This window comes from Streptomyces sp. NPDC013157 (genome assembly GCF_042899865.1).
In the GTDB taxonomy this organism is placed as follows: Bacteria; Actinomycetota; Actinomycetes; order Streptomycetales; family Streptomycetaceae; genus Streptomyces.
In genome coordinates this window covers 1-24,437 of the sequence record NZ_JBIBAK010000001.1, presented here as the reverse complement: position 1 = coordinate 24,437, position 24,437 = coordinate 1, and the positions used below count along the sequence as shown (strand labels likewise).

21 protein-coding genes are annotated in these 24,437 nt (G+C 67.4%); 13 read left to right on the top strand and 8 right to left on the bottom strand.

Annotated features, from left to right (window positions below; genetic code table 11):
* The first annotated feature begins 15 nt into the window (after positions 1 to 15).
* Positions 16 to 879 (top strand): branched-chain amino acid ABC transporter permease, encoded by an 864-nt coding sequence (locus ACFY6U_RS00105; protein WP_390034287.1) that lies wholly within the window; start codon positions 16 to 18, stop codon positions 877 to 879.
* The gene (locus ACFY6U_RS00100) at positions 876 to 1,898 is read left to right on the top strand and encodes a branched-chain amino acid ABC transporter permease (RefSeq protein ID WP_390034286.1); all 1,023 of its coding nucleotides are present in this window, start codon (positions 876 to 878) and stop codon (positions 1,896 to 1,898) included. The genes ACFY6U_RS00105 and ACFY6U_RS00100 overlap by 4 nt, the downstream gene beginning before the upstream one ends.
* A 382-nt stretch (positions 1,899 to 2,280) precedes the next feature.
* Here the strand turns inward: ACFY6U_RS00100 and ACFY6U_RS00095 are convergent, their stop codons facing one another.
* Positions 2,281 to 4,650 (bottom strand): Ig domain-containing protein, encoded by a 2,370-nt coding sequence (locus ACFY6U_RS00095; protein ID WP_390034285.1) that lies wholly within the window; start codon positions 4,648 to 4,650, stop codon positions 2,281 to 2,283.
* 687 nt (positions 4,651 to 5,337) lie between these two features.
* Here ACFY6U_RS00095 and ACFY6U_RS00090 point away from each other — a divergent pair.
* Positions 5,338 to 5,967, top strand: coding sequence for a PadR family transcriptional regulator (locus ACFY6U_RS00090; RefSeq protein ID WP_390034284.1), 630 nt, complete (start codon positions 5,338 to 5,340; stop codon positions 5,965 to 5,967).
* 324 nt (positions 5,968 to 6,291) lie between these two features.
* Here ACFY6U_RS00090 and ACFY6U_RS00085 read toward each other — a convergent pair whose 3' ends face one another.
* The 3 genes from ACFY6U_RS00085 to ACFY6U_RS00075 all read right to left on the bottom strand — a co-directional run bounded on the left by ACFY6U_RS00085 (position 6,292) and on the right by ACFY6U_RS00075 (position 10,064).
* On the bottom strand, positions 6,292 to 7,596 hold the full coding sequence (locus ACFY6U_RS00085; protein ID WP_390034283.1) for an FAD-dependent oxidoreductase: 1,305 nt from the start codon (positions 7,594 to 7,596) through the stop codon (positions 6,292 to 6,294).
* Positions 7,597 to 7,770: 174 nt separating this feature from the next.
* Positions 7,771 to 8,919: an alpha/beta hydrolase family protein gene (locus tag ACFY6U_RS00080; RefSeq protein ID WP_390034282.1), complete on the bottom strand. Its 1,149-nt coding sequence runs from the start codon at positions 8,917 to 8,919 to the stop codon at positions 7,771 to 7,773.
* A gap of 203 nt (positions 8,920 to 9,122) precedes the next feature.
* A complete protein-coding gene (locus tag ACFY6U_RS00075) occupies positions 9,123 to 10,064 on the bottom strand; it encodes a VOC family protein (RefSeq protein ID WP_390034281.1) in 942 nt (313 codons plus the stop codon).
* 151 nt (positions 10,065 to 10,215) lie between these two features.
* Here ACFY6U_RS00075 and ACFY6U_RS00070 point away from each other — a divergent pair, with 151 nt between their 5' ends.
* Both ACFY6U_RS00070 and ACFY6U_RS00065 read left to right on the top strand, forming a co-directional pair.
* Positions 10,216 to 11,130 carry a LysR substrate-binding domain-containing protein gene (locus ACFY6U_RS00070; RefSeq protein ID WP_390034280.1) on the top strand — a complete coding sequence of 305 codons (915 nt, stop codon included), beginning with the start codon at positions 10,216 to 10,218 and terminating at the stop codon, positions 11,128 to 11,130.
* Positions 11,131 to 11,757: 627 nt separating this feature from the next.
* Entirely contained in the window at positions 11,758 to 12,507 is a 750-nt protein-coding gene (locus ACFY6U_RS00065; protein WP_390034279.1) for a helix-turn-helix transcriptional regulator, read from the top strand.
* A gap of 193 nt (positions 12,508 to 12,700) precedes the next feature.
* Here ACFY6U_RS00065 and ACFY6U_RS00060 read toward each other — a convergent pair whose 3' ends face one another.
* Both ACFY6U_RS00060 and ACFY6U_RS00055 read right to left on the bottom strand, forming a co-directional pair.
* Positions 12,701 to 13,243, bottom strand: a complete 543-nt coding sequence (locus ACFY6U_RS00060) for a cupin domain-containing protein (RefSeq protein WP_390034278.1) — start codon at positions 13,241 to 13,243, stop codon at positions 12,701 to 12,703.
* Between the two features lie 197 nt (positions 13,244 to 13,440).
* Positions 13,441 to 15,390 (bottom strand): CocE/NonD family hydrolase, encoded by a 1,950-nt coding sequence (locus ACFY6U_RS00055; RefSeq protein WP_390034277.1) that lies wholly within the window; start codon positions 15,388 to 15,390, stop codon positions 13,441 to 13,443.
* 395 nt (positions 15,391 to 15,785) lie between these two features.
* On the opposite strand from ACFY6U_RS00055, the gene ACFY6U_RS00050 reads away from it, so the two are divergent.
* From ACFY6U_RS00050 to ACFY6U_RS00025, 6 genes are all read left to right on the top strand, one after another.
* Positions 15,786 to 16,748, top strand: coding sequence for a hypothetical protein (locus ACFY6U_RS00050; protein ID WP_390034276.1), 963 nt, complete (start codon positions 15,786 to 15,788; stop codon positions 16,746 to 16,748).
* Complete coding sequence (locus tag ACFY6U_RS00045) at positions 16,745 to 18,031, top strand: aldolase/citrate lyase family protein (protein WP_390034275.1); 1,287 nt, start codon at positions 16,745 to 16,747, stop codon at positions 18,029 to 18,031. Before ACFY6U_RS00050 ends, ACFY6U_RS00045 begins: the two co-directional genes overlap by 4 nt.
* A gap of 29 nt (positions 18,032 to 18,060) precedes the next feature.
* Complete coding sequence (locus ACFY6U_RS00040) at positions 18,061 to 19,347, top strand: DUF3500 domain-containing protein (RefSeq protein ID WP_390034274.1); 1,287 nt, start codon at positions 18,061 to 18,063, stop codon at positions 19,345 to 19,347.
* Positions 19,348 to 19,403: 56 nt separating this feature from the next.
* The gene (locus tag ACFY6U_RS00035) at positions 19,404 to 20,168 is read left to right on the top strand and encodes an enoyl-CoA hydratase/isomerase family protein (RefSeq protein ID WP_390034273.1); all 765 of its coding nucleotides are present in this window, start codon (positions 19,404 to 19,406) and stop codon (positions 20,166 to 20,168) included.
* A 158-nt stretch (positions 20,169 to 20,326) separates the two neighbouring features.
* Positions 20,327 to 21,097: a CoA transferase subunit A gene (locus ACFY6U_RS00030; RefSeq protein WP_390035163.1), complete on the top strand. Its 771-nt coding sequence runs from the start codon at positions 20,327 to 20,329 to the stop codon at positions 21,095 to 21,097.
* A 132-nt stretch (positions 21,098 to 21,229) separates the two neighbouring features.
* The gene (locus ACFY6U_RS00025) at positions 21,230 to 21,862 is read left to right on the top strand and encodes a CoA transferase subunit B (RefSeq protein ID WP_390034272.1); all 633 of its coding nucleotides are present in this window, start codon (positions 21,230 to 21,232) and stop codon (positions 21,860 to 21,862) included.
* Positions 21,863 to 21,893: 31 nt separating this feature from the next.
* On the opposite strand, the gene ACFY6U_RS00020 is transcribed toward ACFY6U_RS00025, so the two are convergent.
* Together ACFY6U_RS00020 and ACFY6U_RS00015 are read right to left on the bottom strand one after the other, a co-directional pair.
* A complete protein-coding gene (locus ACFY6U_RS00020; protein ID WP_390034271.1) occupies positions 21,894 to 22,811 on the bottom strand; it encodes an LLM class flavin-dependent oxidoreductase in 918 nt (305 codons plus the stop codon).
* A 41-nt stretch (positions 22,812 to 22,852) separates the two neighbouring features.
* Positions 22,853 to 23,128, bottom strand: coding sequence for a hypothetical protein (locus ACFY6U_RS00015; RefSeq protein WP_390034270.1), 276 nt, complete (start codon positions 23,126 to 23,128; stop codon positions 22,853 to 22,855).
* A 111-nt stretch (positions 23,129 to 23,239) separates the two neighbouring features.
* On the opposite strand from ACFY6U_RS00015, the gene ACFY6U_RS00010 reads away from it, so the two are divergent.
* The gene (locus ACFY6U_RS00010) at positions 23,240 to 23,401 is read left to right on the top strand and encodes an FAD-dependent monooxygenase (protein WP_390034269.1); all 162 of its coding nucleotides are present in this window, start codon (positions 23,240 to 23,242) and stop codon (positions 23,399 to 23,401) included.
* Between the two features lie 203 nt (positions 23,402 to 23,604).
* On the top strand, positions 23,605 to 24,437 hold an 833-nt coding region (locus ACFY6U_RS00005), incomplete at its 3' end, for an FAD-dependent monooxygenase (protein WP_390034268.1).

The window sequence follows — 24,437 nt, the reverse complement described above, 5'->3', positions numbered from 1 at the left end:
CGAACGGAGCACATCGTGAGCCTCGACGTCCTGGCCGCCGGTATCCTCGCCGGCGGCCTGTACGCCCTGATCGGACTGGGTATCTCCCTGGTCTTCGGCGTCCTCGGTCTGATGAACCTGGCGCACGGCGAACTCGTCATCGGCGGCGCCTATCTTGCCTCCCTGCTCGTGGCCGGAGCCGGCTGGGACCCGCTGCTGGCCCTGCCGCTCGCCATGGCGGGCGTCGCCCTGATCGCCTACCCGCTCCAGCGGTACCTGCTCACACCGCTCCTCAAGGGGAGCAACACCGCACCGCTGGTGGGTACCTTCGGGTTGTCCCTGCTCGCCCAGGCACTTTTCCAGGGCGCTTTCGGCACCCACCCCAAGAGCCTTTCCGCCCCCTACGCCGACTCCGGCATCTCGATCCTCGGCGTACGCATCCAGACGATCTATCTGATCGCCTTCGCGCTGACCAGCCTCCTGTGCGCTGCCACCCACCTGGTCCTGACCCGCACGCGCGCCGGCAGCGCGGTCAGAGCGGCTTCGGCTGACCCGGCCACGGCCGCCGTGCTCGGCATCAACGTGCCGACGGTCTACGCCATGACCTTCGCCGGCGCCGCTGCCCTGGCCGCGGCCGGCGGAGTCCTGACCGGCGTCGCCCAGAGTTTCACTCCCACCAGCGGGATGCCGTTGCTGCTGACCGGAATGGCCGTGATGGCACTGGCAGGCATCGGCCGCGTCGGCGGCGTCTTCCTCGCCGGCATCGCCCTCGGCGTCCTGCAGTCGGTCAGCGTGGGACTGTTCGGCGGCGGCATGCGCGACGTCGTCGTCTACCTCGCCTTCTTCCTCGTCCTCGCCGTACGCCCCCAAGGCCTGTTCCGAAAGGCGGCCACCGGATGAAAACCCGGCCGATACCACGAGGGAAACCGGCGGGCCTGTGGCCCGCGGCCACCCTCGCCCTGCTCACGGTCATCGCCTTCGCCCTCGCCCCGATGCTCGGCCTCGGGCAACTGGACCTGGGCGTCACCCTGCTGACGTATCTCGCGATCGCCCAGGCCTGGAACGTGCTCGCCGGCTTCAGCGGCCAGATCTCCCTCGGCGCCGCCGCCTTCATGGCGACCGGCGGCTACACCACCGCTCTCCTCCTCGTCCACACGGATCTGCCCTGGCCGGTGGCCCTGCTCGGCGCGGGCGTCGGCGCGATGCTGCTCGCCCTCCTGCTCGCCGTACCGCTCCTGCGCCTGCGCGGCGACTACTTCGCCGTGGGCACACTGGCCATCTCCATCGCCGTCCAGGCCCTCCTCAGCAACTGGAACTGGGCCGGCGGCGCCAGCGGCCTGACCCTGCCCACGGAGAGGATCCCCAGCGGCGGCAACCTGTACCAGATCGCGGTCGTCGTCGCCGCCCTGTCCATGGCCCTCACCCTCTACGTCCGCCACAGCGCCTTCGGCCTGCGCCTCGCCGCCGTACGCGACAACGAACCGGCCGCCGCCGGGCTCGGCGTCCCCGTCTACCGGCACCGGCTTGCCGCGTTGGTGCCCACCAGCGCACTCACCGGCCTGGCCGGAGCAGTGATCGCGTTCCAGTTCGTCGTCATCTCCCCGGACGGCGTGGCCAGTGTCAACTGGAGCCTGAACGCCGTCCTCATGTCCGTGGTCGGCGGCGCGGGCACGGTACTCGGACCGGTAGTCGGCGTGGGCGTCGTCTACTACGGGCTGACCCGCCTGCTCCAGGACCAGCAGACGCTCTCCCTGGTCATCGAGGGCATCCTGCTGATCCTCATCGTGCGCTTCGCCCCCCAGGGAGCCTGGCCGCTGATCTGCCGGGCGGTGCGGCTTCCGGCCGCCCGCCGCCGGGTCCCGCCGGCCGCAGCGGACACCGGCTCCGATACCGACACCCGGACTCTGGAGCACGCATGACAGCGTCCGAGGCATACGGAGACGGACTTTCTCCTGGTCACCGTGGCGGCGGCCTCGGCTTCGCCACTGTCGAAGTGCTCGTCGCGACGGCGTCGGCGTCGTGACGACGACACCCCACCGGATCGCGGGGGACGGCTGACCACAACGGTGGCTGCGCTCGACTGCACTCCGCCGGTTCCCCGGCGCCGAGGGGCGGGTGCCGGGGCCGGGCGGGCCACCGGCCTGCTCTTTACAACGACCAGGGCGACTCGTCGCCCCCACTCGGTCCTGTGTTCAAGGGATGGGGAGGTGCGATGAGTGTCGTGCGGTGTCGGCCGGTATCGCTCGGTGGTGGACGGCCGTCGTCCGCCGCTCGCGGGGCGAGCGGCGGACGTGGTGGGGGTCAGGCGACCTTGAGGGAGATCTTCACCGTGAGCGTGGCATGGGTGGGTGTGGTGGCGTCGGCGACAGCGAGCATGAAGGTGTAGCTGCCGGACTTGGTCGGCGTGCCGGTGATGGCACCGGTCGTGCGCTTCAGGGTGAGGCCGGCCGGCAGGGCGGTGGCGGCGGTGTAGGTGTACGGGGCCTTGCCGCCGGACGCCTTGACCGTGGTGCTGTAGCTCTTGTTGACCGCCGCCGTCTTGAGGGTGGTCGGGGAGAGGCTGAGCACCGGGCCGCGGAAGCTGCCGGACAGCTCCAGCAGCGCCCCGATGGCGGGTGAGGCCGTGCAGCCGCCGGTGGTCAGCTCGACGGCGTAGTCGCCGGCGGCGTGGACGGAGAGCTCGGCCACGGCGCCGGGTGCCGGGGTGGCGGTCAGCGTGGTGGAACCGGTATGGGCGAGCGCGACGTGCAGGGTCCGGCAGCCGCCGGTGCCGGTGGTGGTGTTCTGGACCAGCAGCGAACCCGCGCTGTTGGCGTGGAAGTAGGCCCACTGCTGGGCCGTCGCCGAGGTCAGCGAGGTGGTGTAGTTGGTGCTGCCCGCCAGCGGGCCCGCCGCGGCCGTGCGGTTCGGGCCGACGGGCAGGGTGTGGGAGGCCGCGTTGAACTCGCCCGCCGCTTCCGGCTCGATGGTGTAGCCCTGGCCGAGGCTGTTGCAGCCCCACGGGGTGATCTCGACGTAGTAGCGGCCGGCGCTGCTGCCGGTCTCCTGCCCGGGCAGGACGAAGCCGTGGGTGCTGTTGGCGGGCAGGGAGGCCGAGCTGATCTGCTGGGTGCCGGTCGCCCCCCACAGGGTGGCCGTCAGTCCGTCGCAGGGCAGCGAGCCCTTCACGGTGGTGTTCTGTACCCGGACCGTCGCGGTGACCGCGTCGGACTTCTTGTAGAGGACGTACCAGTCCTGGCCGCTGCCGGAGGCCAGGTGCTGCGTGGAGGCGACACCGCCCGGCAGCGGCGGCCAGGCGGCGGCTGCGCTGCCGGCGGCACGGGCCTCGGCGGTCGGTGTCCGTGCCGGGACGGCCCACTCGGCGGCGGACTCGGCCTCCACCGTGTAGGTCTGGCCGCCGGTGTTGCAGCCCCACGGCACCAGGTCCACGAAGTACCGCCCCTGGGCGTCACCGGCCTCGTTGCCGGGGACGGTGAACGTGGTGGTGGCGTTGGCGGGCAGCGACGCCGACTGCACGGAGTTAACGGTGCCCGCGGACCCGTACAGCGTGGCGGTGAGGCCCCCGCAGGCGGCGGAGCCGTCCACCGTGGTGTTCTGCACCCGGACGGTCGCGGTGGCGGAGTCCTGCTTCTTGTACAGCACCAGCCAGTCCTCGGTGCCGCCGCCGTCGACCGTGCCGCCGTAGAGCGTGCCGCCGTGCAGCGGGGGCCAGGCGGAGCCGATCGTGGTGCCCGCCACGGCCGTGCCGCCCGGCACCGCGGCCGGGGCGGCCCACTCGGCGGCGGACTCGGGCTCCACCGTGTAGGTCTGGCCGCCGGTGTTGCAGCCCCACGGCACCAGGTCCACGAAGTATCGTCCCTGGGCGTCGCCGGCCTCGGTCGCGGGCAGGGTGAAGGTGACCGCTCCGTCGGCGGGCATGGACGCCGACTGCACCGGGTTGCCGGTGCCCGTCGATCCGTAGACGTTCGCGGTGATGCCGCCGCAGGCGATGGTGGTGTCGGCGGTGGTGTTCTGCACCCGCAGTGTCGCCAGGTTGCTGTCGGCCTTCTTGTAGAGGACGTACCAGTCCTGGCTGCCGTTGCCGCTCAAGGTGCCGCTGTAGGAGTTGCCGCCCTGCAGCGGGGGCCAGGCGGAGCCGATCGAGCGCCCCGCCTGGACGTGCAGGGCGGGCGGGTCGAGCGCCGGGCCCCCGCCGGCGGTGAGTTCCAGGCTGTAGGGGGCCACCGAGGTGCAGCCCCAGGTGGTGACCGCCACGTAGTAGCGGTCCGCGCCCAGTTGCCGTCCGGCGAGCTGGGCGGAGGTGCCGGCGCTGATCCCGCCCGTGGAGTTGAGCTGGCCGCTCCGGGTGCCGTCCGCGTTGTAGAGCACGGCCTGGAGGCCCGCGCAGGAGGCGTTCGAGGCGGCGGTGCTGCGCACCGTGGCGGTCACCGCGGCCCCCGGCGAGGCGGCGTAGATCACCCACCAGTCATTGGAACCGTTCACCAGGTTCCCGGTGACGGTCCCGGTCAGCAGGCCGGCGCTGCCGATGCTGTCCCCGGCTGCCGCGGCCGGAGCGGCCGTGGCTGAACCGCACAGCGCGAGCAGAACCGCCAGCACGGCGGTGACGACGGCGGCCGCCCTGGCGAACGGCCGGGCGGCCCGGCGTCTCGGCGAAACGGATCTCTCCCACAAACGATGTGCACCACTCACGACTGGTCCCCCCACGAGAACAGTTCGAGCCGTGCGGGCTGGGCACGGGCACGATGCGTCGGCGGCCTCGCACAGCAATCCGATTTGGGACAATACGGCCACCCGGCTGTCCGCACAAGGCGATCTCCATCACGGTTCGTACATGATTGGAGGCACTGGTTCCGTGGCCTGACAGGCTCTCAGCGTCCTTTGTCCTACGTTGACTTCGACGGTCGGTCCGAATGCACTCGGTGAGCCGGAATCCACGCGACGCGGTTGTCCCCACGCTTCGAGAGGACGGCCGGGGATCATCACGCCCGCGGGGTGCGGACATTCAGAGAGCCGCATCAACGCGGGAAGGAAGCTGGGAATTCGCTGGGAGCTGTCCGGATCTGGCCAGAAAGGACTCGGCGGCTGGTCGCCGAGGCGGACGGAACGGTCCTGGCCCCCGGCCCGCTGGACGTCACGGAGGAGGCGTGATCGCCCGCCACATCCCTCGCGGCGGGGTCGGCCTGACCGACGAGGTGGTCGACGCGGCCGTTTCCTCGCATCGAACGAGGCGTTCCGCATCACCGGCGTGAAATCTCGTCGTCGACGGCGGCTGGTCGACGGTCATCACGGGAAATCTTCGGGTCGAGAGCGGACCTGCATGGCGATCGGTGCAAGGATGACATGTGTAACCTTGTACATGTGTCTCTTCGCTATGCGATCCTCGGGTCCCTCACCTCGGCACCCTCGTCCGGGTACGATCTCGCCCGCCAATTCAGCTTGGGGCTGGGCTGGTTCTGGTCGGCCTCACACAGCCAGATCTATCCAGAGCTCAAGCGCCTGGAGGAGGCCGGCCTGATTGACGGATCGCTCACCACAGTGGGGGAGAAGTTGGAGAAGCGGGTCTACTCGATCACCGAGAAGGGACTCGACGAACTCCTTTCATGGGTCACGGACCGACCCCACTACCGTCCCAACCGTGACCCCGAACGGCTACAGCTGATTTTCTCCGACCTGGCCTCCGTGGAGGCGATCAGACGCCACTTGAGGGCGCACCGCGACCACTTCGTCCAGCGCCGTGACCGCGTGCGACCGGTTCGGGAGGCCATCACCGAGGGTGAGCACGAGCGGGTGCAGAAGCGGCTGCAAGGCAAGTCACCACGTCAAAGAGAGCTCACCATCCTCCTTCGGGAGTTCGCTTACGACGGCGATGTCGAACGCGCCGAGCTGGAGATCGCCTGGGCTCAACGTGCCCTCCGAGCACTCGATGAGTACGAGCGACGTTACGGAGACGACGCGGAGAGCACGGTGGATACGACCTCTGGCCGGTGACTTCGCGCATGGCGTATGAGGTCTCTCGCCGGCGGGGCCGTGCCGGGTTTCGATGCCGAGGAGTTCGAGCAGGTGTGCTTGGACTCCTCGGCGGAGCGTGAGGCGGCACACGTCAGATGCGGTCATCCCAAGGACCGGGGTCGATCTGAGGCATCCCACGCCGTGGCCGTCACCGCGACGGCGGCATCCCGGTCTTCCACCGGGCCTGCGATGGCGGCGCGGGCGAGGGCCGCAGGTCGCCATCGCCGCCCCGTACCCGCGGCCCGGGTCAAAGCCGGCTTCTACGCCACTGTCGAGCTCGGTGTCCGCGTACTGGGCGACCCGTCAGGCGACGTGGTCGTTCTCGGACTTCTCCCCGGTCGGCTGCGAGTCGTGAGCGGAGATCGCTCCGGTCTCGATGAGGGCATGCCAGAGGGCGTAGCCCTCCTTGGTGTACTGGTCCCCGATCACCTTGTTGGGAATCGGCGTGTGGTTGAGCAGGAAGTCACGGATTCGGCGCACGAGCCAAGGGGCATTGTGGAAGATCCAACCGGTCCGGCGCGCGTTGGCAGTGACCTTGTTGGTGTACTTCAGGCGCTGGTCCTCGTACTTCGCAAACGCGTCGGCGACCTGCGCGGAGTCGGAGAGGTCGACGCCGTTGAAGTACCTGCCGAGGAAGAAGCCGTCCTCGAGCGCCATGCCCGCTCCGTAACTGGCGTAAGGCGAGGTGGGGTGGCCGGCATCACCCAGCAAGGTCACTCGGCCGCGGGTCCACGTCTTCAACGGGTCTCGCCACTTGACCACCCAGCGGAAGATGTGGGCTTCATCGAGCTCGGTCGCTGCGAAGATCTTGTCGACGGGACTCTCGAAGTCGGCGATGCGCTCACCGATGTAGGAGCGGACATCGTCCGGCATGGGCTGTGTCTCGGTGCAGGGCTCGACGAACCACCACTCGACACAGTCCGCCCCCTGGAACTTGAGGGGCGCATACCCGAACTGGTGCTTGTCCGAGTGGCGCATGTACTGCATGTCGCGGTCGATCTCGGCGCCGTCGGTCCAGCCGAGCCAGACCGCGATGCCGAGGTGCTTGGCGGGCCCCTCTCCGAACAACTTCTGCCGGACCAACGAGTCGATGCCGTCGGCGCCGACGAGAATGTCCGCGACATAGTCCTGCCCGTTGGCGAAGTGAAGCAGCACGTCCTTGCCACGGTCCTCGAATGCGGTGAGCTCGTGGTTCGGGACGATCGACCCCTCCTTGACCGCTCCGACGAGCCTGTCGTAGAGCTCCGACCGGATCATCCCGGAGGCCCACCCGGTCGCCCCGGCCTGCCTGAGCAGATCGTGGTCCTCGGGGAAGACGACACGCTTGTAGCGCCCGTCGTGGCTCCGGAACTTCTGGTTGTGGCCGGTGAAGGTGTCGCTGATGTCGGCGGCGTAGGAGCGCATGATGTTGAGGGCGATGGCATTGAGGATGATCGCTCCGCCCAGGCCCTTGACCTTGGAGTGGCGCTCGAAGATCCGCACATGGAAACCTGCCTGCTGGAAGGCGATTGCAGCGGAGAGGCCACCGGGCCCCGCCCCGATGATGGCGACCCGCTTGCCCACCTTTGCTTCCTCGGCTCGTGTCGTCCCGGTTGTCTTGGCGTTCATGTCAGGGGATCTCAGACTCTCTTTCTAGCGGCGGATACGGCCGAAGGAGGTGGCGAGCCGCGTCCGCGGACTGGGCATGGACCATGTCTCGGCTCTCCGATGCCCTTGGCAGCGCCGGTCACGACGGCCACTCGGTGGGTGCTCGTGCTCACGTCAGTGCTCGGGCATGCCGAGTCAAAGGCGGTCGCTGACCCAGTCGGCGATGTAGTTCGCCGGAACGGACTCGTTGTCAGAGCCGGCGTGCGATGAGCCGCCCTCGACCGTGCTGAACAACTTCCAGTGGCGGTCGGGACTGTTCACGGCGTTCTCGTACTCCGGTGTCGCGAACTCCATCGGGATCTGTCGGTCGTCCTCGCCGTGGGTGACCAGGAAGGGGACCGTGATCTCCTCGACCACGCCCTCCAGGGTCATGCTCGGGGCGAAGGCCATGAACTCGTCCAGGCTCTCCTTGCCGAACACCCACTGGACGTGGTCCCAGTAGTGCGGCACCGGGTTCTCGCCCTCACGCTGGAGACGACGTTTCTGCAGTTCGCCCCAGTTGTAGTTGGCGCCCCAGACCGCACAGAGCTTGAAACGCTTCTCGAAGGCGGCCGCACGCGGTGCGTAGTAACCGCCGAGCGAGACACCGCTCATGCCGATGCGCTCCGCGTTCACATCGGGCCGGGTCTCCAGGTAGTCGATCGCGGCTCCCGCCCACCGCTCCGAGTCGTGGATGGCGTGCATGTCGCGCTCGCGGAGCGCGGCTCCCGTACCGGGCTGATCGACGCAGAGCGTCGCCACCCCACGGCGTGACAACTCGGTCGGCAGGCCGCTGGTGAAGAGCAACTCCTTCATGGAGTCCAGGCCGTTGCAGTAGACCATCACCGGCCAGCCACCCTCGGGGGGATTCCCTTCGGGCCAGGTGAAGATCGCGGGGAAGGAGGCGTCCTCGTAGGGAATCTCGACGTACTCGGCCCGGTACCGGTTGTGCTCGATCGCTGCCTTCATCGCCTCAACGGACTTCCGGTACGCCTCCTTGCGGGGGCCGAAGTCACGGCTCTGCATCCGCTCCGCGACGAAGTAGTAGACCGAGGCGCGGTGGTAGAGCGGGCCGGCGGAAAGCGGGTGCTGTGCGGCGACTTCCTTCTCAGCGCGTTCTGCGAGGGAGTCGGCGAAGTTCACCCAGGACCAGAAGAGCTTCTCGGTGCCGGCGTCGTCTCCCTCTTTGGCGATGTCGGCCAGGGGCGCGCTGATCTGGTCGACCTCGCCGATCTGACCGCCACAGTTCATGGCGATGCTGACCGACAGGCTCCACACGTAATTGGTGGGAAAGTAGCGGAACATTTCAGACCTCCGGCGCCTTGATCACGTGTCGGTTGAACGGGCCTTGGCCGGCCACGATCGCCCGACCGGGCATCGCTGTTGACGATCCCGACCGGGATGAGCTCGTTCTGCGTGCTCTTCTCGAACTCGTCGAAGCAGAACGTCGCTGGGCGCAGCGAACGTCCGCGTCTTGTACTCACAGGACGTCATCGCCCATCTCGTCGTCAGAGCGGGGGCGCGACAAAGACGCCACGGTCCGGATCGTTGAACTGCTGCTTGGAGACGAACTCGTTCATCGGGTTCGCCGTGCCCCACTGATCGCTGTAGTCGGCATTGGTGGTGATGTCGTAGACGGAGGGGTGCCACTTGTCCCAGTCGACCTCCTCGAGCTCGGTGGTGATCTCGACGCAGTTGCCCACTCGGTCGAAGAAGTAGGAAAAGGTGTTGTCCCCCGCTTTGTGGCGGCCGGGCCCCCAGATCATCTGGGTGCCCTGGCGCAGCAGGCGCCCAGTGCCCCGCATGAACTCGTCAAGGCCGCGGAGCTCGAAGGAGATGTGGTTGATCGCCGTGTGCGGCCCGCGTGCGATGGCCAGGGAGTGGTGCCAGTCGTTGCACCGCATGAACCACATGAAGCCGCCGCGCGCGCCGAGGCAGAGTGTGTCGGACAGCTTGAAGCCGAGGTGCTTGATGTACCAGTCGACCGTGGCTTCGGGATTGTTCGAGTTGATCACGAAGTGCGAAAGCCGGACCGGAACCAGCTCACGCTCCTCGATGCTGCGGAACTCCCGCGTGGCGACGTCGGCGGACACCTCGACGACCCGGCCGTCGCAGTCGAAGAACCGGAAGCCGTAGCCCCCGCCGGGAGTGTCCACACGGGTCGGCTCGTGGATGATCTGGACGCCGTCCGCACGAAGCTGGTTGCAGAGCGTGTCCACGTCGGCCGCGTTCGCCGCACCGAAGGCGACCAGATCCATGCGCTTCTGGTCGTCCTTGCGCAGCCGCACGATGTAATTCTCAGGAGAGCCCTCGGCGGCGAGGAAGTGCACACCGGTGTCGGACTCGACGTGGGTCAAGCCCCACGTGTCCCGGTAGAAGGCGAGCTGGCGGTCGAGATCGGGCATCGCGATCCCCACATGCCGCAGATGAGTGATGAGCGGTTTGACCACGTGATTCTCCTTTGAATCCAGCGCGCCCGAGTCTCGACGTCGCCTGTCCCGGGCGCCGCAACCATGTCCAGAAAGATATGTCACTATTTGAACATTCACAATCAATCTCCACCGATAGTTGGGATTGATCTCAGTGATGTATCGTCCCGGCATGGATCTGCGCCGCATCGACCTCAACCTGCTGGTGGCGTTCGACACGCTGATGACTGAACGCAGTGTGACCCGGGCCGCTGAGCGACTCTCGATCGGGCAATCGGCGATGAGTTCAACACTCGCGCGACTCCGGAAGGCCCTGAACGACCCGGTGATGGTGCGGGATGGTCGCGGCCTGGTGCCGACGCCGTTCGCGGAAGTGCTCGCGCCCCGCGTACGCGACATCCTCGTCGAGATCAACGACGTGCTCTCGTTGCGCGAGACCTTCAACCCCGGAACGGCCAAGCGGACCTTCACCGTCATGGCCGACGACTACATCACCGTGACTTTCCTGCGGCCGCTCGTCAGTCGGCTCGCTCACGAGGCACCGGGGGTTCGGTTGCTCTTGCGTCCGACCAGTGACGATCCCGCCGATCAGCTCCGCCGCGAGAACGTCGACCTGCTACTGATCCCGCGAGAGGTCCTTCAGCACCAAAGCCGTGACTTCCTGACCCAGGTGTTGTTCAAAGACAGGCTCGTGCTCGCGGTCGATCGTGATCACCCAGACGTCGCTGACAGCATCACTCGGGAGCAGTTCAGCGTGCTGCCCTATCTTGCCACCTCCTCGGCGAACGCTCGGTCGCTGGCCGAGAGTCAGCTCGACTTCCTGGGCATCCCGCACAACGTGACGATCACAGCCGGATCCTTGCTGGCGCCCTTCCTCCTCAAGGGAACCCGCCTCGTCACACTCGTGGTCGAGTCTTTGGGGCGACAGGTCGCCGAACCGGCCGGCATCCGCCTCCTCGAGCCGCCACCGCCCCAGATGCAACCGATCACCCAGATCATGGCTTGGACGAAACGCACCGAACAGGACTCTGGGCACCGCTGGCTCCGGCAGTGCCTGCTTGACCTCGCCCCCGAAACCTCGTCCTGAGCTTCCCGGGATCGGCGCCCGTCTGCCCCCCGCGCCGATCAGTCAGGGGACGGGCAGTCGCACACGGCTGGAAGGAGGGCCAGTTGTGTGATTGCAGCGCGTTCTCGACGGCCTTTGGCCAGCTGTCGTCCGCGGTGGTCGACGAGGATGCCGGGAGATGCGAGTGCTGCCGGCGGGCCGGACGAGGTCTACCAGGGCCTCGCCGCCGCAGCGACACCTGCATCTGGCGGCATCGGTGTCGGCACGTCCCGCATAGGCTCGTCGGCCACGGTACAGACACGGATCACCTCGCCGGTTTCACCGCATTAGTTACATGTCGAGATATGCATGTTGAGCAAGACAGGATCGTTGGAGCGTCGGCCGTTGGCGGGTTCTTCGCAGCTCCGCCTGATCCGGGGGCCGCAGGACGGGCGGCCAAGGCATGTTTCGGGCTGCGCCTGGCCGGAGGAGCGGGCCGGCGACGGCGGACGCCGCGCAAGCGTTTGCGCCCTGTGCCGGCCTGGCCCTCGACCATAGGGAATTCGTGCACGTCAACCGGCACTCTCGCACAGCACGGCACCTGTACGAGTCCGGATCATCAGGCCAATCATCGAGCCCCACCTTCGTGCGCCGTCCTGCGGATACCGTGTGCGCGGCTTGCTCTGGCGTCGACTGACCGCCGCGGTGGTTTCTCCGGTGCGCGTCCAGCGTCTTGCGTCTGGAGTGAAGGGCTTCGAATCGTGTAACGTCGAACATGTGTCTCTCCGATACACGATACTCGGCTCGCTCTCAACCGCCCCCTCGTCGGGCTATGACCTCGCCCGCCAGTTCGGCCTGGGACTGGGCTGGTTCTGGTCGGCGTCGCACAGTCAGATCTACCCGGAGCTGAAGCGCCTAGAGGAGGCCGGCTTGATCGCCGGCTCGCTGACCACCGTCGGCGAGAAGCTCGAGAAGCGGATCTATTCGATCACTGATGAGGGGCTCAAGGCTTTGGTCTCATGGGTGACCGGCGGGCCGGACTACCGCCCGAACCGCGATCCCGAGCGCATCCAGTTGATCTTCTCCGACCTGGCGTCGGTAGCGGTGGTCAAACGCCACCTGCGGGCGCATCTCGACCACTATGTGCAGCTCCGGGACCGTGTTCGGGCGGTTCGGGAGGCGATTTCGGCTGGTTCCCACGAGCGGGTACAGAAGAGGCTCGAAGGCAGGTCGCCGCGCCAGCAGGAGCTGACCATCCTTCTTCGGGAGTTTGCCTACGACGGCGATGTCGAGCGGGCCGAGCTCGAGATCGCTTGGGCTCAACGCGCCCTCAGGGCTCTCGACGAGTACGAGCGACGGTACGGAGACGACGTCGAGCCGGCAATGGATGCGGCATCCGCACGGGTTGCACGAGCCTGACCCCGCCTGAGCAAGATAGGCAGGCGGGTTCAGGGTCGGCTGCATCCGTCACCCCGCATCAGGCGCCTGCCGAGGTCACCGCTGGTTCCTTGGGCACTGGAGGGGTCGCACTTGACGCACGGTCTTGGCCGGTCGTTTTCGGTCTTCGGCACATGCTTCGGCGGACGGGCGAGACCCAGGTGTGCGAACGCGGTCATCCGACGGCGTTGCCGCCGATCAGCACGAACGCGACGAGGCATGGCTCGTTGGAGCGGTTGGACCACGCGTGGTTGGTTCCTCGTTGGACGAGAACGTCACCGGCGGACAGCTTCGTCTCCTGGGCGTCGAGCATCGCCCAGATCTCGCCGCTGAGAACGATGCAGTAGTCGATGGAGTCCGTGGCATGGATCTGCCGGCGAGCCATTTCCTCCCCCTCGGGGCCCGGCGCGCGCCAGAGGGAGTCAGGCGGGAACTCCACGGTACGGAACACCGAACCGTGCTGCGGGGGTGTTACCGGCAGGGGTTCGGACGGAAGGTCGACCGCCGGCTGGCTGTTGTCGGCCGGAGTCTCGGTCGTGCGCCAGAGTTGGGTGACGACGAACTGGTCGCTGCCGGCCTGGCAACTGGTGTGCGGACTGATGCCGTCGATCACCACCACAGACTCTCCTGCGCCGTTGGTCCCGGTCACGACCCGCCTGATCTTGCGGGTGGTCGAGGCCGGCGTGAGGTCCAGAGAGGCGACGAGATTCTCTGCCATGAGCTCTCCTGTTCGGGGTGATCGGTGTTGTGATGGATATGACGGGATGCCCTGGGAGGGGTCTGGCGGTGCCGGCGCGGGCCCCCTGCACCGTATTGCTCAGCGGCATCTCGCTTGTGCGAGCAGGCATCGCGGCTCAGGAGCACCTCGTAGGCCGGCTCATGTCTTCGGTTCCCGGGGTCTGCCGGCTGCTCGGCTCAGGCCGGCCCCGAGCTGGACTCCTGAGGGCCGGGCACCGTGGGGACGACCGGCAAGAGCAGGTGGGAGGGGTACTGGGTGTTGTGGAAGACGTGGTGCAAGGTCGTCTTCGAGCTGCAGATGTGATACGGCACGTACTCCACATCGGTGGCACCCGCGACCCCGGTCGGGCGGTCCATGCTCGTGATTTCGACGCAGATGCGGTGACCGGCTCGGAAGAGGTTCGCGGTCGCGAGGATCTCGATGTCGTACTCGACGACCTCACCGGGGACCACCGGCTGGGCCGCGTCCCGAGTGAGCTTGTGAAACGGCTTCCAGGGTGTGCTCCGCTCGGCGTCCAGCGCCCGGTTCGTCGCCTTCAGCCACCCGCGGGTCAGCTCCCGCTCGGGCAGGCCCTGGGGAATGTCGAACTCGCCCTCTCGAGCCGTGCGCACCGACGGGTCCGGCCCCACGTCCTTGAGGACGATGATCCAGTTGGTGTCCTCCTGATCGATCGCCGCCCACAGCTTGAGCTTTGACGGGCCGGCGATCAGCACGTCGTGGGGGAGTGGGTCGGTCATGAAGCGAAGCTTCGCCACGTCGCGCGTGTGGGTCAGCGGCATCTGAACGAACGAGTCAGGGGGGATCAGGTCGTCGGCCGAGCCCGGGGTGAACTCCTGGCTGCGCAACCGTTCCCAGCTGGTGAGGTACAGCTTGGTCCACTCGGTCTCGGGCAGTGGCCAGTCGGTGCCGGTGCGCCATTCGTTGGCGCCGCTGACCCAGTACCTGACCGGCGGTTCGTCCAGGATGCCGGTATCGATGCCCTTGAGCCAGTGGTCGTACCACCGCACGATCTCGTGGTGCAGGCCGTGGAAGGGACGCTCAAGGTGCGCGTGTCCGAGGAAGAGGAGCTTCTTCGGGATGTCCTTCAGGTGCCGCCAGTAGCTCTGGGCGCCTTGCAGGTGCGTCTTGTAGGTGTAGCCGTACCAGCCGGCGCCGGTGTAGACGGGAATCTTGATGGTGTCGAACTCCGCCTCGCTGCGTTCGACGGTGCCGGGCTCCTCGAAGGGGTCGATCAGGGTTTCGAAGATGGCCGGCATGTGCTGGCCCTTCATGCTCAGCACGTTGAGGATGTGGCCGTACATCCGGTAGTCCGGATTTGCCATCGCCGTCCGCCACAGGGCGTCCCGGGCCGGCGGAAGCTGCGTGGGCGCGCCCTTGTTCTGGTGGAAGACGCCGAAGTGCCCGACCAGGTAACGGAACAGGCTGAGCACGCCACCGGGGTGCTCCTCGCGGAAACCGCCCAGCGTTCCGTAGGCGCCGCGGGGGTCGTAGGGAAAGATTGCTTTGAGGCTGGGCGGGTTCTGCCGAGCGACGTGCATCTGTTCGGCGCCGAAACCGGAGATACCGACCATGCCGACGTTTCCGTCGCACCAGGGTTGGGCGGCGATCCACTCGATCAGATCGTAGGAGTCGAACTCACGCGAGCCGCCACCCCCGGATTTTCCGACGCCGCGCGGCATCCCGACCACGTGGACGTACCCGCGCGAGGTGAGAAAGCGGGTGTCGCCGGCTTCGGTCGGCCCCATCCAGAGCGGGGACCAGGCGGGCTGGGGCGGAAGGCTGGTCGCTTCCGGTGTGGCGAGCTCCTTGTTGTAGATGGAGAACGCCAGCAGGGCCGGTAGCGGCTCGTCGGTCTCAGGCCGGAACACGTCGACGCACAGCCGAACGCCGTCACGCATGGTTACGTAAACATCGGTTTCGCTGACCAGGCCTGAGTGCGTCGCCTCTCGACGATGGCTGCCGGGAAGCTCCGGACTCGGGACGAGTTCGCTCATCGACTTGCTCTCCTTGTGGGCATCTCGGCTCGTGGCGTCTCCAAGCCGTGGCGGATCCATGAGTGCTGGTGGCGGGGCGGGGCGGACGTCAAGGCAATCATGGCAATATTTACATGTCAATGCCGTACGCAAGGTTCGTGGTCTCATGGCAGGCGCGCAGACCTAAGGAGCGGACATGTATGTTATGACACTAAAGCATTGACATGATGGCAGCGGCGTCGTAGCGTTCCACTGCCCCACGCATCCGTGTGTTGATGCGATGAACGGAGAGGGAGCGCGAGCGCGGCATGCCGGGCCTCTGTCCGCAGGTATTTCCTTACTGCGGCGCGCTGTCGGCATAACCCGGCGACATCACGACCCGCCCGCCAACGTCGGAGATGTCGTCGAAGGCCGGACCCCGTGGCGGTTGGCGCAGTGCCACGTCCTGACCCAGGTCGTCCGCCACGCCCGACCCCATCGGCACATTCCGTGAAGTCCCGGCGGAACGTTCGAAGCGGAACGTTCGAAGACCAGCAGAAAGGCCAACCGTGAGCTCGATGTACCCGGCCGGCGATCCCCGCGCCGCGCTGACCAGCGCTCAGGCGGTCCCGGCAGCACCGCGGTCGAGGGCTCGGGCCGCCACTGTGCTTGATCTCGTCGCCGAGAAACCGGACGCAGAGCTGCCGCTGGGCGGCCGGACCTGGGTCGTGCGCGGCCAGAACTTCGTTGTCGCCCTCACCGATGTGCGGGCGGGTGAACGGCTCGCGGTGGAAGGAGGCGATGACGAACACATCGTCGTGGTGTGCGCCGGAACCGTCTCGGTCAGTCACGCCGGTCACGACACCGACGACGAGACCGTCCACGCCGCAGCCTCAACGGTCGTCATCGTCCCGCCGGGCGACAGCACCCTGACGGCCCACACCGACGGGAGGGTGGTCCGGATTTTTGCGGCCGGCCGCGCAGGACTGGCTGCCGCGGCACGCAACGCCGACGACTACCGAGCCGCGGATCCATTGGTGGCGCTCCCGGGCACACCGGGCAGACCTCTGTCCGAGCGCATGCGCGTCCACAGATTGAACGACGTCGAACCTGAGCCGGGTCGTCTCGGGCGAATACTGCGGTCCTCGTCGCTGATGATCAACTGGTTCCCGGACGAGCATCAGCCCCGCGACCCCGACCGTCTCTCACCCCACTGGCACGATGACTTCGAACAGTGCTCGGTCACCCTCGCCGGAACGTACGTGCACCACCTGCGCACCACATGGACGTCGCGATTGGCCGACTGGCGGCCAGATGAACACATCCAAGTGGAAAGCCCATCGATCACCGTCATTCCCCCGCCGCTCATCCACACGACCCAGGCCGTCGGGGACGGGCTGCACCAGCTGCTCGACATCTTCGCGCCACCGCGCCGTGACTTCCTCGACCAGGGCTGGGTCCTCAACGCGGCGGACTACGCCGCTGCCGACGACGTGCCCGCGGACGACACCCAGAAGCGGCCACCGGCATGAACACTGCCCGCAACAGGACCACACCCCTCATCGGTACCTGGGTGAAACTGCCCGCCGTCGAGGTCGTCGAGCTCCTGGCCACGGCCGGCCTGGACTTCGTGATCATCGACCTCGAACATGCGACGCTCAACATCGAGACCGTTTCCCAGATGGTCGGGTCGGCCCGAGCATCTGGGCTGCGACCGTTCGTGCGTGTCCCTGAAGCGACCGCCGCCCACGTCCAACCGGTGTTGGACGCGGGAGCAGCCGGCGTCGTCGTGCCCCGCGTCGAGGACGTCGCAGGCGCGCAGGCTGCCGTCCAGGCCGTCAGGTTCCCGCCAGTGGGGCGTCGTGGGGCGAGCCCGTCCGGGCGGGCCGGCTCGTGGGGGACCGCCGGGCTGGCTGATTACCTCCGAGGCGGCGACCAGATCACACTCATCGCTCAGGTCGAGAGCGGCGCCGCGCTCGCAGCCATCGATTCCATCGCGGCGGTGCCCGGCATCGACATGATCTTCATAGGTGAAGTGGATCTCGCCGTGTCCAGTGGCGGCGGTCTCGACGATCCCGGCCTGCGCCGCGGGATCGAGAGCGCCGAAGCCATCTGCCGTGACAAGGGGATCGCGCTCGGCGGAGCCGCATACAGCGGCGCCGACGCAGCGGACCGCCTCACCCGCGGATACAGCCTGATCACGATCAGCACCGATCTCAGTTTCCTGCGCGCCGGCGCCACAGCCGCGGCCGCGGCCGTGCGCGGCACCGGGCACTCAACCGAGACACCTGCCGCGGCTCAGGACAAACACGAGACGCACGTGCCGTATCCAGCAGCCGGCGACGCTCGCACCAGCGGCGCGGCCGCGCCGGCGGTCTCGATGCGCGTGGTCCGCGACGAGTTGATGGCGTTGGTGACTGCGGTGTGGTACGAAATCGACGCCACCGATGGTTCTGGCGTGTCGAGGTACTTCACCGGCGACGCGACCCTGACGATCTCCCGCGCGACCGTGACGGGAACGACGGAGATCGACAATCTCTATGCCAACCGCAGTGCACGCGGCCCGCGGGTCTCGCGGCACTGCGTCACCAATCTGCATCTGCTCGATTTCGACGGCAACTCCGCTCGCGCGCTGTCCTCGCTGCTGCTGTTCGCGGAAGACGGCCGGGCGCCGCGACGGCGTACAAGCCCGGCTCTTGTCGCCGACGTCGAAGACACCTTTGTCCGCGTCGACGGCCGCTGGCTGATCCAAGCCCGCCACATCCAACCGCAGTTCATGCCCGAGGACGCCGCGCTTGCGGTGCCGACCGAGTAGCCGCGAACGGGAACACCGGAGGAACCGCCATGAGCGAACACCAAGTCGAGGAACTCGCGGACTCTGTCCGGACGGACCCGACCCCAGCGAGCTTCCCGCTGCGTACGCGAAAGGGCGAGCTGCCCATCGTGGACTCGATCCTCTACGCCGATCTGCTGCCGGCCGTGCCGGCGTTCGAGCTGTCGGCGGGTGAACGGCACTACCGCGAGCCATTCGTCGGGATCACCGAGAGCGGCACGCCGAGACAAGGCTTCTACACGCTCACCGACACCGGCCTGCGCCCCACCCTTGCTGTCGCTGCCGCGATGACCTACCTCAACGCGTTGCAGCCGCACGAGCGTCTGATCGGACAGCTGCCGATGGACTCGCCGGAGTGGAGGCTGTGGACCAACGCGGTGCCGACCTGGACACCGAAGGGCATGCGGTTGGAAAGGTTCAACGACGAGCGGCGCGCCCTCGCGCTTCGTGTCATCGAGGCGAGCCTGAGCCCCGAGGGCTACTCGTCCGTGCGGGCGGCCATGAAACTGAACGCGGCACTCGGTGAGCTTGTCGACGACTATCGCGACACCCTGACGGAGTTCAACTACTGGTTCACGGTGTTCGGGGAGCCGGACTCGGGTGCGCCGTGGGGCTGGCAGCTGATGGGTCACCATCTCGACCTGCACTGCGTCTTCGTCGACAGTCAAGTTGTCTTCGCACCGGTTTTCATCGGCGCCGAGCCCACGGTCGCCGTCGCGGGCCCGCACAAGGGTGTGCGAGCCCTGGATGACGAGACGCAGCGAGGACTGGAGTTCCGGCGAGCGCTCACGGCCGACCAGGAGCAGGAGTTCCTGCTCAGCGCCACCCTGTTGCCGGAGGACCTGCCTGCCGAGCTCGCCGGGCCGTGGAACGGCCGGCACGTCGGTGGTGCGGGGTGCGACAACCTCGTGCTACCGCCGGAGGGCATCAAGGTCAGCCGCTTGACGAAGGACCAGAAGGATCTGCTCGTCGACCTGCTGCGCGTCTACCTCGACCGGATGCCGCAGGTGCACGCCGCCGCCAAGCTGGACCAGGTCGTTGGGCACCTCGACGAAACTCATTTCGTCTGGCGTGGGGGACACGACGATGTCGCGCCGTTCTACTACCGCGTGCACTCGCCTGTTCTCCTGGTGGAGTACGACAACCACCCCGGTGTCTTCCTGGCCAACGAAGAAGCTGCCCGGTTCCACGTGCACACCATCGTCCGGGAGCCGAACGGCAACGACTACGCCATGAACCTGCTGGCCCAGCACTACGAGCATCACCACGGTGGCCGCATGGCGCACCACGAGCGCTGACCAGCACGGGCGGGGACTACCCGGCAAGTAGAAGCGTACGGAAAGGAAACGAGAGGGTGGCGACCGAGCGCGTCAGCCATGGTCTTCACGGGAAGGTCGCGGTCATCGAGATCGGTGACGGGACCCGGCGCAACGCGTTGGGCGCGCGGGACTGGCACGTTCTGGCGGGTCTCGTCGCATGGTTGCCGACCGAACCGGGCGTTGCTGCGATCGTCGTGCGAGGCCGAGGTGACACCTTCAGCGCCGGTTCGGACATGAACGACTGGGTGGACGCGAGTTTCGAAGAGGTCGAGCAGACCTTCAGAGACATGGAGACCTGTTTCCAGGCGATCGAGCGGTCCTCGGTGCCCGTGATCGCGGCCGTCGAGGACATCGCGGCGGGGGCGGGATGTCAGCTGGCGCTGGCGTGCGACCTCGTCGTCCTGTCCGAGGCGGCGCGTATCGGAATGCCTGTGGCCCGGTTCGGGATTCAAGCGTCGGAGGCATTCGTCGCAAGGGTCTCTCGTCGGGCAGGGAAGGCGATGGCGGCGGACCTCTACCTGACCGGCCGTCTGCTGACCGCCGAAGAGGCGGTCAACGTTGGGCTCGTGACGCGTGTCGTGCCGGCCGGGACGGCGTTCGCGACGGCGACGGCGATCGCCACCCAGATCGCCGCCGCACCAGCGGGTGCGATCTCGGCGGCGAAGAGCGCGCTGAGTCAGGTCGAGCCGGCACGTGTGGCCGCTGGAGCTGATGCGGCGACGACTGCCGGACCCACGGTGGCCTACAACGACTTCGTCGAGGCGATTCGCGACTTCCTCTTGAGCCGGCGGCCGACGTGACGACTCGCGTGCCTGTGCAGCCTGGATCGGCCTCGAGATGAACCTGTGGGACGGGATTCTCCGCCTTCGGGATCAGGCCCACCTGGTCCGCTTGTGCGGAGCGTGGCGCGGCCGGACCGCGGAGCCGGCGTGAAGAGCGAAGTCAAGAGGAGGAGATGATGAACAAGGTTGTGGGGTCGGCTGACGATGCCGTGGCGGACATCCCGGACGGGGCGACACTGGCCGTGGGCGGGTTCGGACTGTGCGGGATCCCCTCGGTGCTGATCCAGGCGGTGCTGGATGCGGGTACCAGGGGCCTTGAGTTGGTGTCGAACAACGGCGGCGTCGACGACTGGGGCCTGGGCAGGCTGCTGTCGGCGCGCCGGGTGCGCCGGGTGATCGCCTCCTACATCGGCGAGAACAAGGAGTTCGCCCGGCAGTATCTCGCCGGGGAGCTCGAGGTCGAACTGACTCCGCAGGGCACGCTGGCGGAGCGCATGCGTGCGGGAGGGTCGGGCATCGCTGCGTTCTACACGCGCACGGGCGTGGGGACGCAGGTCGCGGACGGCGGTTTGCCATGGCGCTATGACGCGAGCGGCAACGTGGTCAAGCAGTCGCCGAGGAAGGCGGTGAGCGTCTTCGAGACCCGCGACGGAGACGTCGAGTTCGTTCTGGAGAAGGCCATTGTCGCGGACTTCGCGCTGGTACGGGCCTGGAAAGGCGACCGGCATGGCAACCTCGTCTACCGAAGCTCCGCACGGAATTTCAACCCGCCCGCCGCGATGTGCGGACACGTCACCATCGCTGAGGTCGAGGAGCTCGTGGAGCCCGGCGAGATCGACCCCGACCACGTGCACACCCCCGGGATTTTCGTGCAGCGGGTGGTGCCGCTGACGCCGGAGCAGGCCGCCGACAAGCGGATCGAGAAGAGGACCGTACTGGTTCGTTGACGGACTCACCGAGGTGGGACGGGACCTCCCTGCCGGCCTTTCATCTGCCGGTGTCCTGCAGCGCGGCCTCACCCTGTGGGCGCGTGGAGCGAGGCTGGGCCCCGAACCTGACTACTACGAGGAGCTGTACGGGTGGCGTGGACGCATGAACAGATGGCAGCGCGGGCAGCCGCGGAGCTACGCGACGGATCGTATGTGAACCTGGGCGTCGGCCTGCCGACGCTGGTACCGAACCACATTCCGGATGACGTCGAGGTGGTGCTGCAGTCGGAGAACGGAATCCTCGGGTTCGGTACGTACCCGTTCGAGGGCGACGAGGACCCCGACCTGATCAACGCGAGCAAGGAGACGGTGACCGTACGCCGCGGAGCGTCGTTCTTCGACTCCGCGACGTCGTTCGCGATGATCCGCGGAGGCAAGGTTGACGTCGCGATCCTGGGTGCGATGCAGGTCTCGGCGTCCGGTGACATCGCGAACTGGATGATTCCCGGGAAGATGATCAAGGGCATGGGTGGGGCGATGGACCTGGTACATGGTGCCGACCGAGTCGTCGTGCTGATGACACACCTTGCCAAGGACGGCTCCCAGAAGATCGTCCGTCAATGCTCGTTGCCGTACACCGGCCGCCGCGTCGTGCAGCGCGTCATCACGGACCTCTGCGTCCTCGATGTCACCCCGGACGGCCTGGAACTCGTCGAGCTGGCGCCGGACGTCACCGAGGACGAGCTCCGGAAGAAGACTGAGCCCGACCTGCTCCGCCGCTGACCCGCTTCACCAGCGGCGGGCACGGTGTCGGTCACCGGAGACGTTCACGCAACCCTGTCTGGGCCTCGGCCACCAGGTCCCCGAGCTGATCGACGTGATCTATGTACTGAGATGCCTTCATCACGAACGTGGCTATGCCCCGGCTGAAATGCGGAGCGGCCGCATCAAGCGCGGGGCCCAACGGTTTCGGGCCGCGGTCGTCGGGGAACGGCGTTTCCGCTCCCAACCACATGCACAGATCAGTGTCCTCGAGACGTCGCCCCTCTTGGGCAAGCGCCCACGAGAGGAGGTCGAGTTCTTCGTCTGTGGGAACTTTGCCGGGGAAGACGCCGTCGGCGTAGCGGACGGCTCGCCGTATCGCTCGCCGGTGCAGTCGCGACCCTCCGATCCAGAGCAGTGGGCCGTCAGGTCGCCAGGGCTTGGGTTCGAAGTAGACGTCGCGGAATTCGTAGTGGGTGCCGCGGTGACTGAGGACGTCGTCGCGCCAGGCACCGCGCCAGACCTCAAGCTGCTCGTCGAGGATCTCACCGCGCTTGTCGAAGTCGACGGCCAGCGCCGCGTACTCCTCCTGCTGCCAGCTCGTTGAGGGCATGAAGACGAGACGCCCTTGGGAGATCAAGTCGAGCGTGGCCAACTGCTTGCCGAGGACGAGCGGATGGCGCAGTGGGCTGAGCAGGGCAACCGCATGCAGAACCAGGTGGGTCGTCACAGCGGCCATGGCGCTGAGCAGCTCAAGGCTGCTCGGGTGTGCATCGGCGGGGCGCTGGTTGCCGTTGCGAAAGAAGTCTCGAGGGTTGGCCGGCACACCGTTGCGTCCGGCATCGGGACCCATGACCACGTGCTCGCCGACAAGTACCCCGTGAGCTCCTGCCCGCTCGATCACGACACTCAGGTCGACCAGGGAACGTAGGTCGCGCGGTTGCGCCAAGGTCCACGACTCGCTGAGCATGACGACCAGCCTGGGCTCTGTGGGACGCGATATCCGTGTGTTCATGTCAGTGGAGGTACTCCCGCGCAGGTGGTTTCAGTGAAGGTGGGGCCGAATGGGCCGGTGCTCGCACGCCCGAGAGTCGCGAGAGACACCCGGACCGGGTAGGTCAGCGCCGCGCACCAGATCGCGTGGGGACCCGGGACGACCGGAAGAAATTCGACCTCGGCCAGGGGTGTCGGCGCGTCGGCGCTCAGATCCGTCAGGGGGACGAGGCCGGAATCGGTCACGACCGCGACAGTGGCCCCGTCGTCGCGGATGTGACTGGCGAGCTTCACGCTCAGGCTCCCTCGGCCGCACATGGATGGCGGCGTAGGGCCGAACCTATGGTGTCATAAATAACATGTCAACCTTGACGTCTGTGGTTCAGCAGGAGCATTCTTCGAGTCATGCAGACCCACGACGTTCTTGTTGTCGGCTTGGGACCGGTCGGTGCGATGGTCGTGAACACCGCGGGCCGGGTCGGGGTGCGAACGCTCGTCGTGGAGAACGCGACGGACGTCTGTCCGCTGCCGCGAGCGGTGCACTTCGACGCCCGGATCGGTCCGTAGACACGTGCGAACACGCCGCTGGACTACGACCTCGACGATCCGTGGATCTGCCGGCCTTGCGCCAGAAGCACCCCGGCCGACCGAGGAACTCGTCACCGAAACACGGGAAAGCGCCCGGGGGGACGGCGCGTTCCGGCTGCTAGGGGAATGGGCTTCTCACGTCGGCGAGCAGCTTCAGGCCCTCTGACCTACCGAGGAAGCAGATGATGAAGCAGCAACGGCGCAGCGTCCTGATCGTCGGCGGTGGTATCGGTGGGCTCACCGCGGCTGTCGCGCTGTGTCGGCGAGGGCATGCGGTCGAGGTCGTCGAACAGCAGCATGGCTGGCCAGCCGTCGGCTGGGGGCTGAGCCTGACGGGTCCGGCGCTGCGGGCGCTGGACACGATCGGCCTGGCGCAGCCATGCATAGACGCCGGCTATCCCATGCGGGGTATTCGCAACTGCGATACCGCCGGCAAGGTCCTGCACGAGATCGAGCCCCCTTCGCTGCTCGGGCCGGGGCAGCCGGTCATAGTGGGCCTGGGCAGGCCGGCGTTGTCCCGTGTTCTGCGGACCGCGGCCGAGTCGGCTGGGGCGTTGCTGTCCACCGGCGCCGAGCTGGTCGACCTCACCTTCAGAGCCGACGACGTCCGAGCCGTGCTCGGCGACGGGAGCGAACGGATCGTCGATCTGGTGGTCGGCGCCGACGGCGTCGGGTCTCGGACGCGAAGTCTCATGGGGATCGACGGCAAACCCTCGTTCCTGGGTCAGTACGTGTGGCGGACGATGGTCGAGCGCCCTGACTGGGCGACCTGTACCCACACGTTCAACGCGCCCAGGCACGCCTCGGGCCTCACGCCGATCTCGCCCGAGCACGCCTACATCTTCTCCACGCAGAACGTCGCCCAGGTTTCGCATCTGAGCGGGGAGGCCCTGGTGGCCGAGTTCAGGGAGGTCCTGGCACCGCTCGAGGGATGGATGGCAGGTGCCCGCGACGCCGTCGAGGACCCGGACGCGATTGTCCGCCGACCGGTGCTGGGCCTGCTCGTCGACGGGCC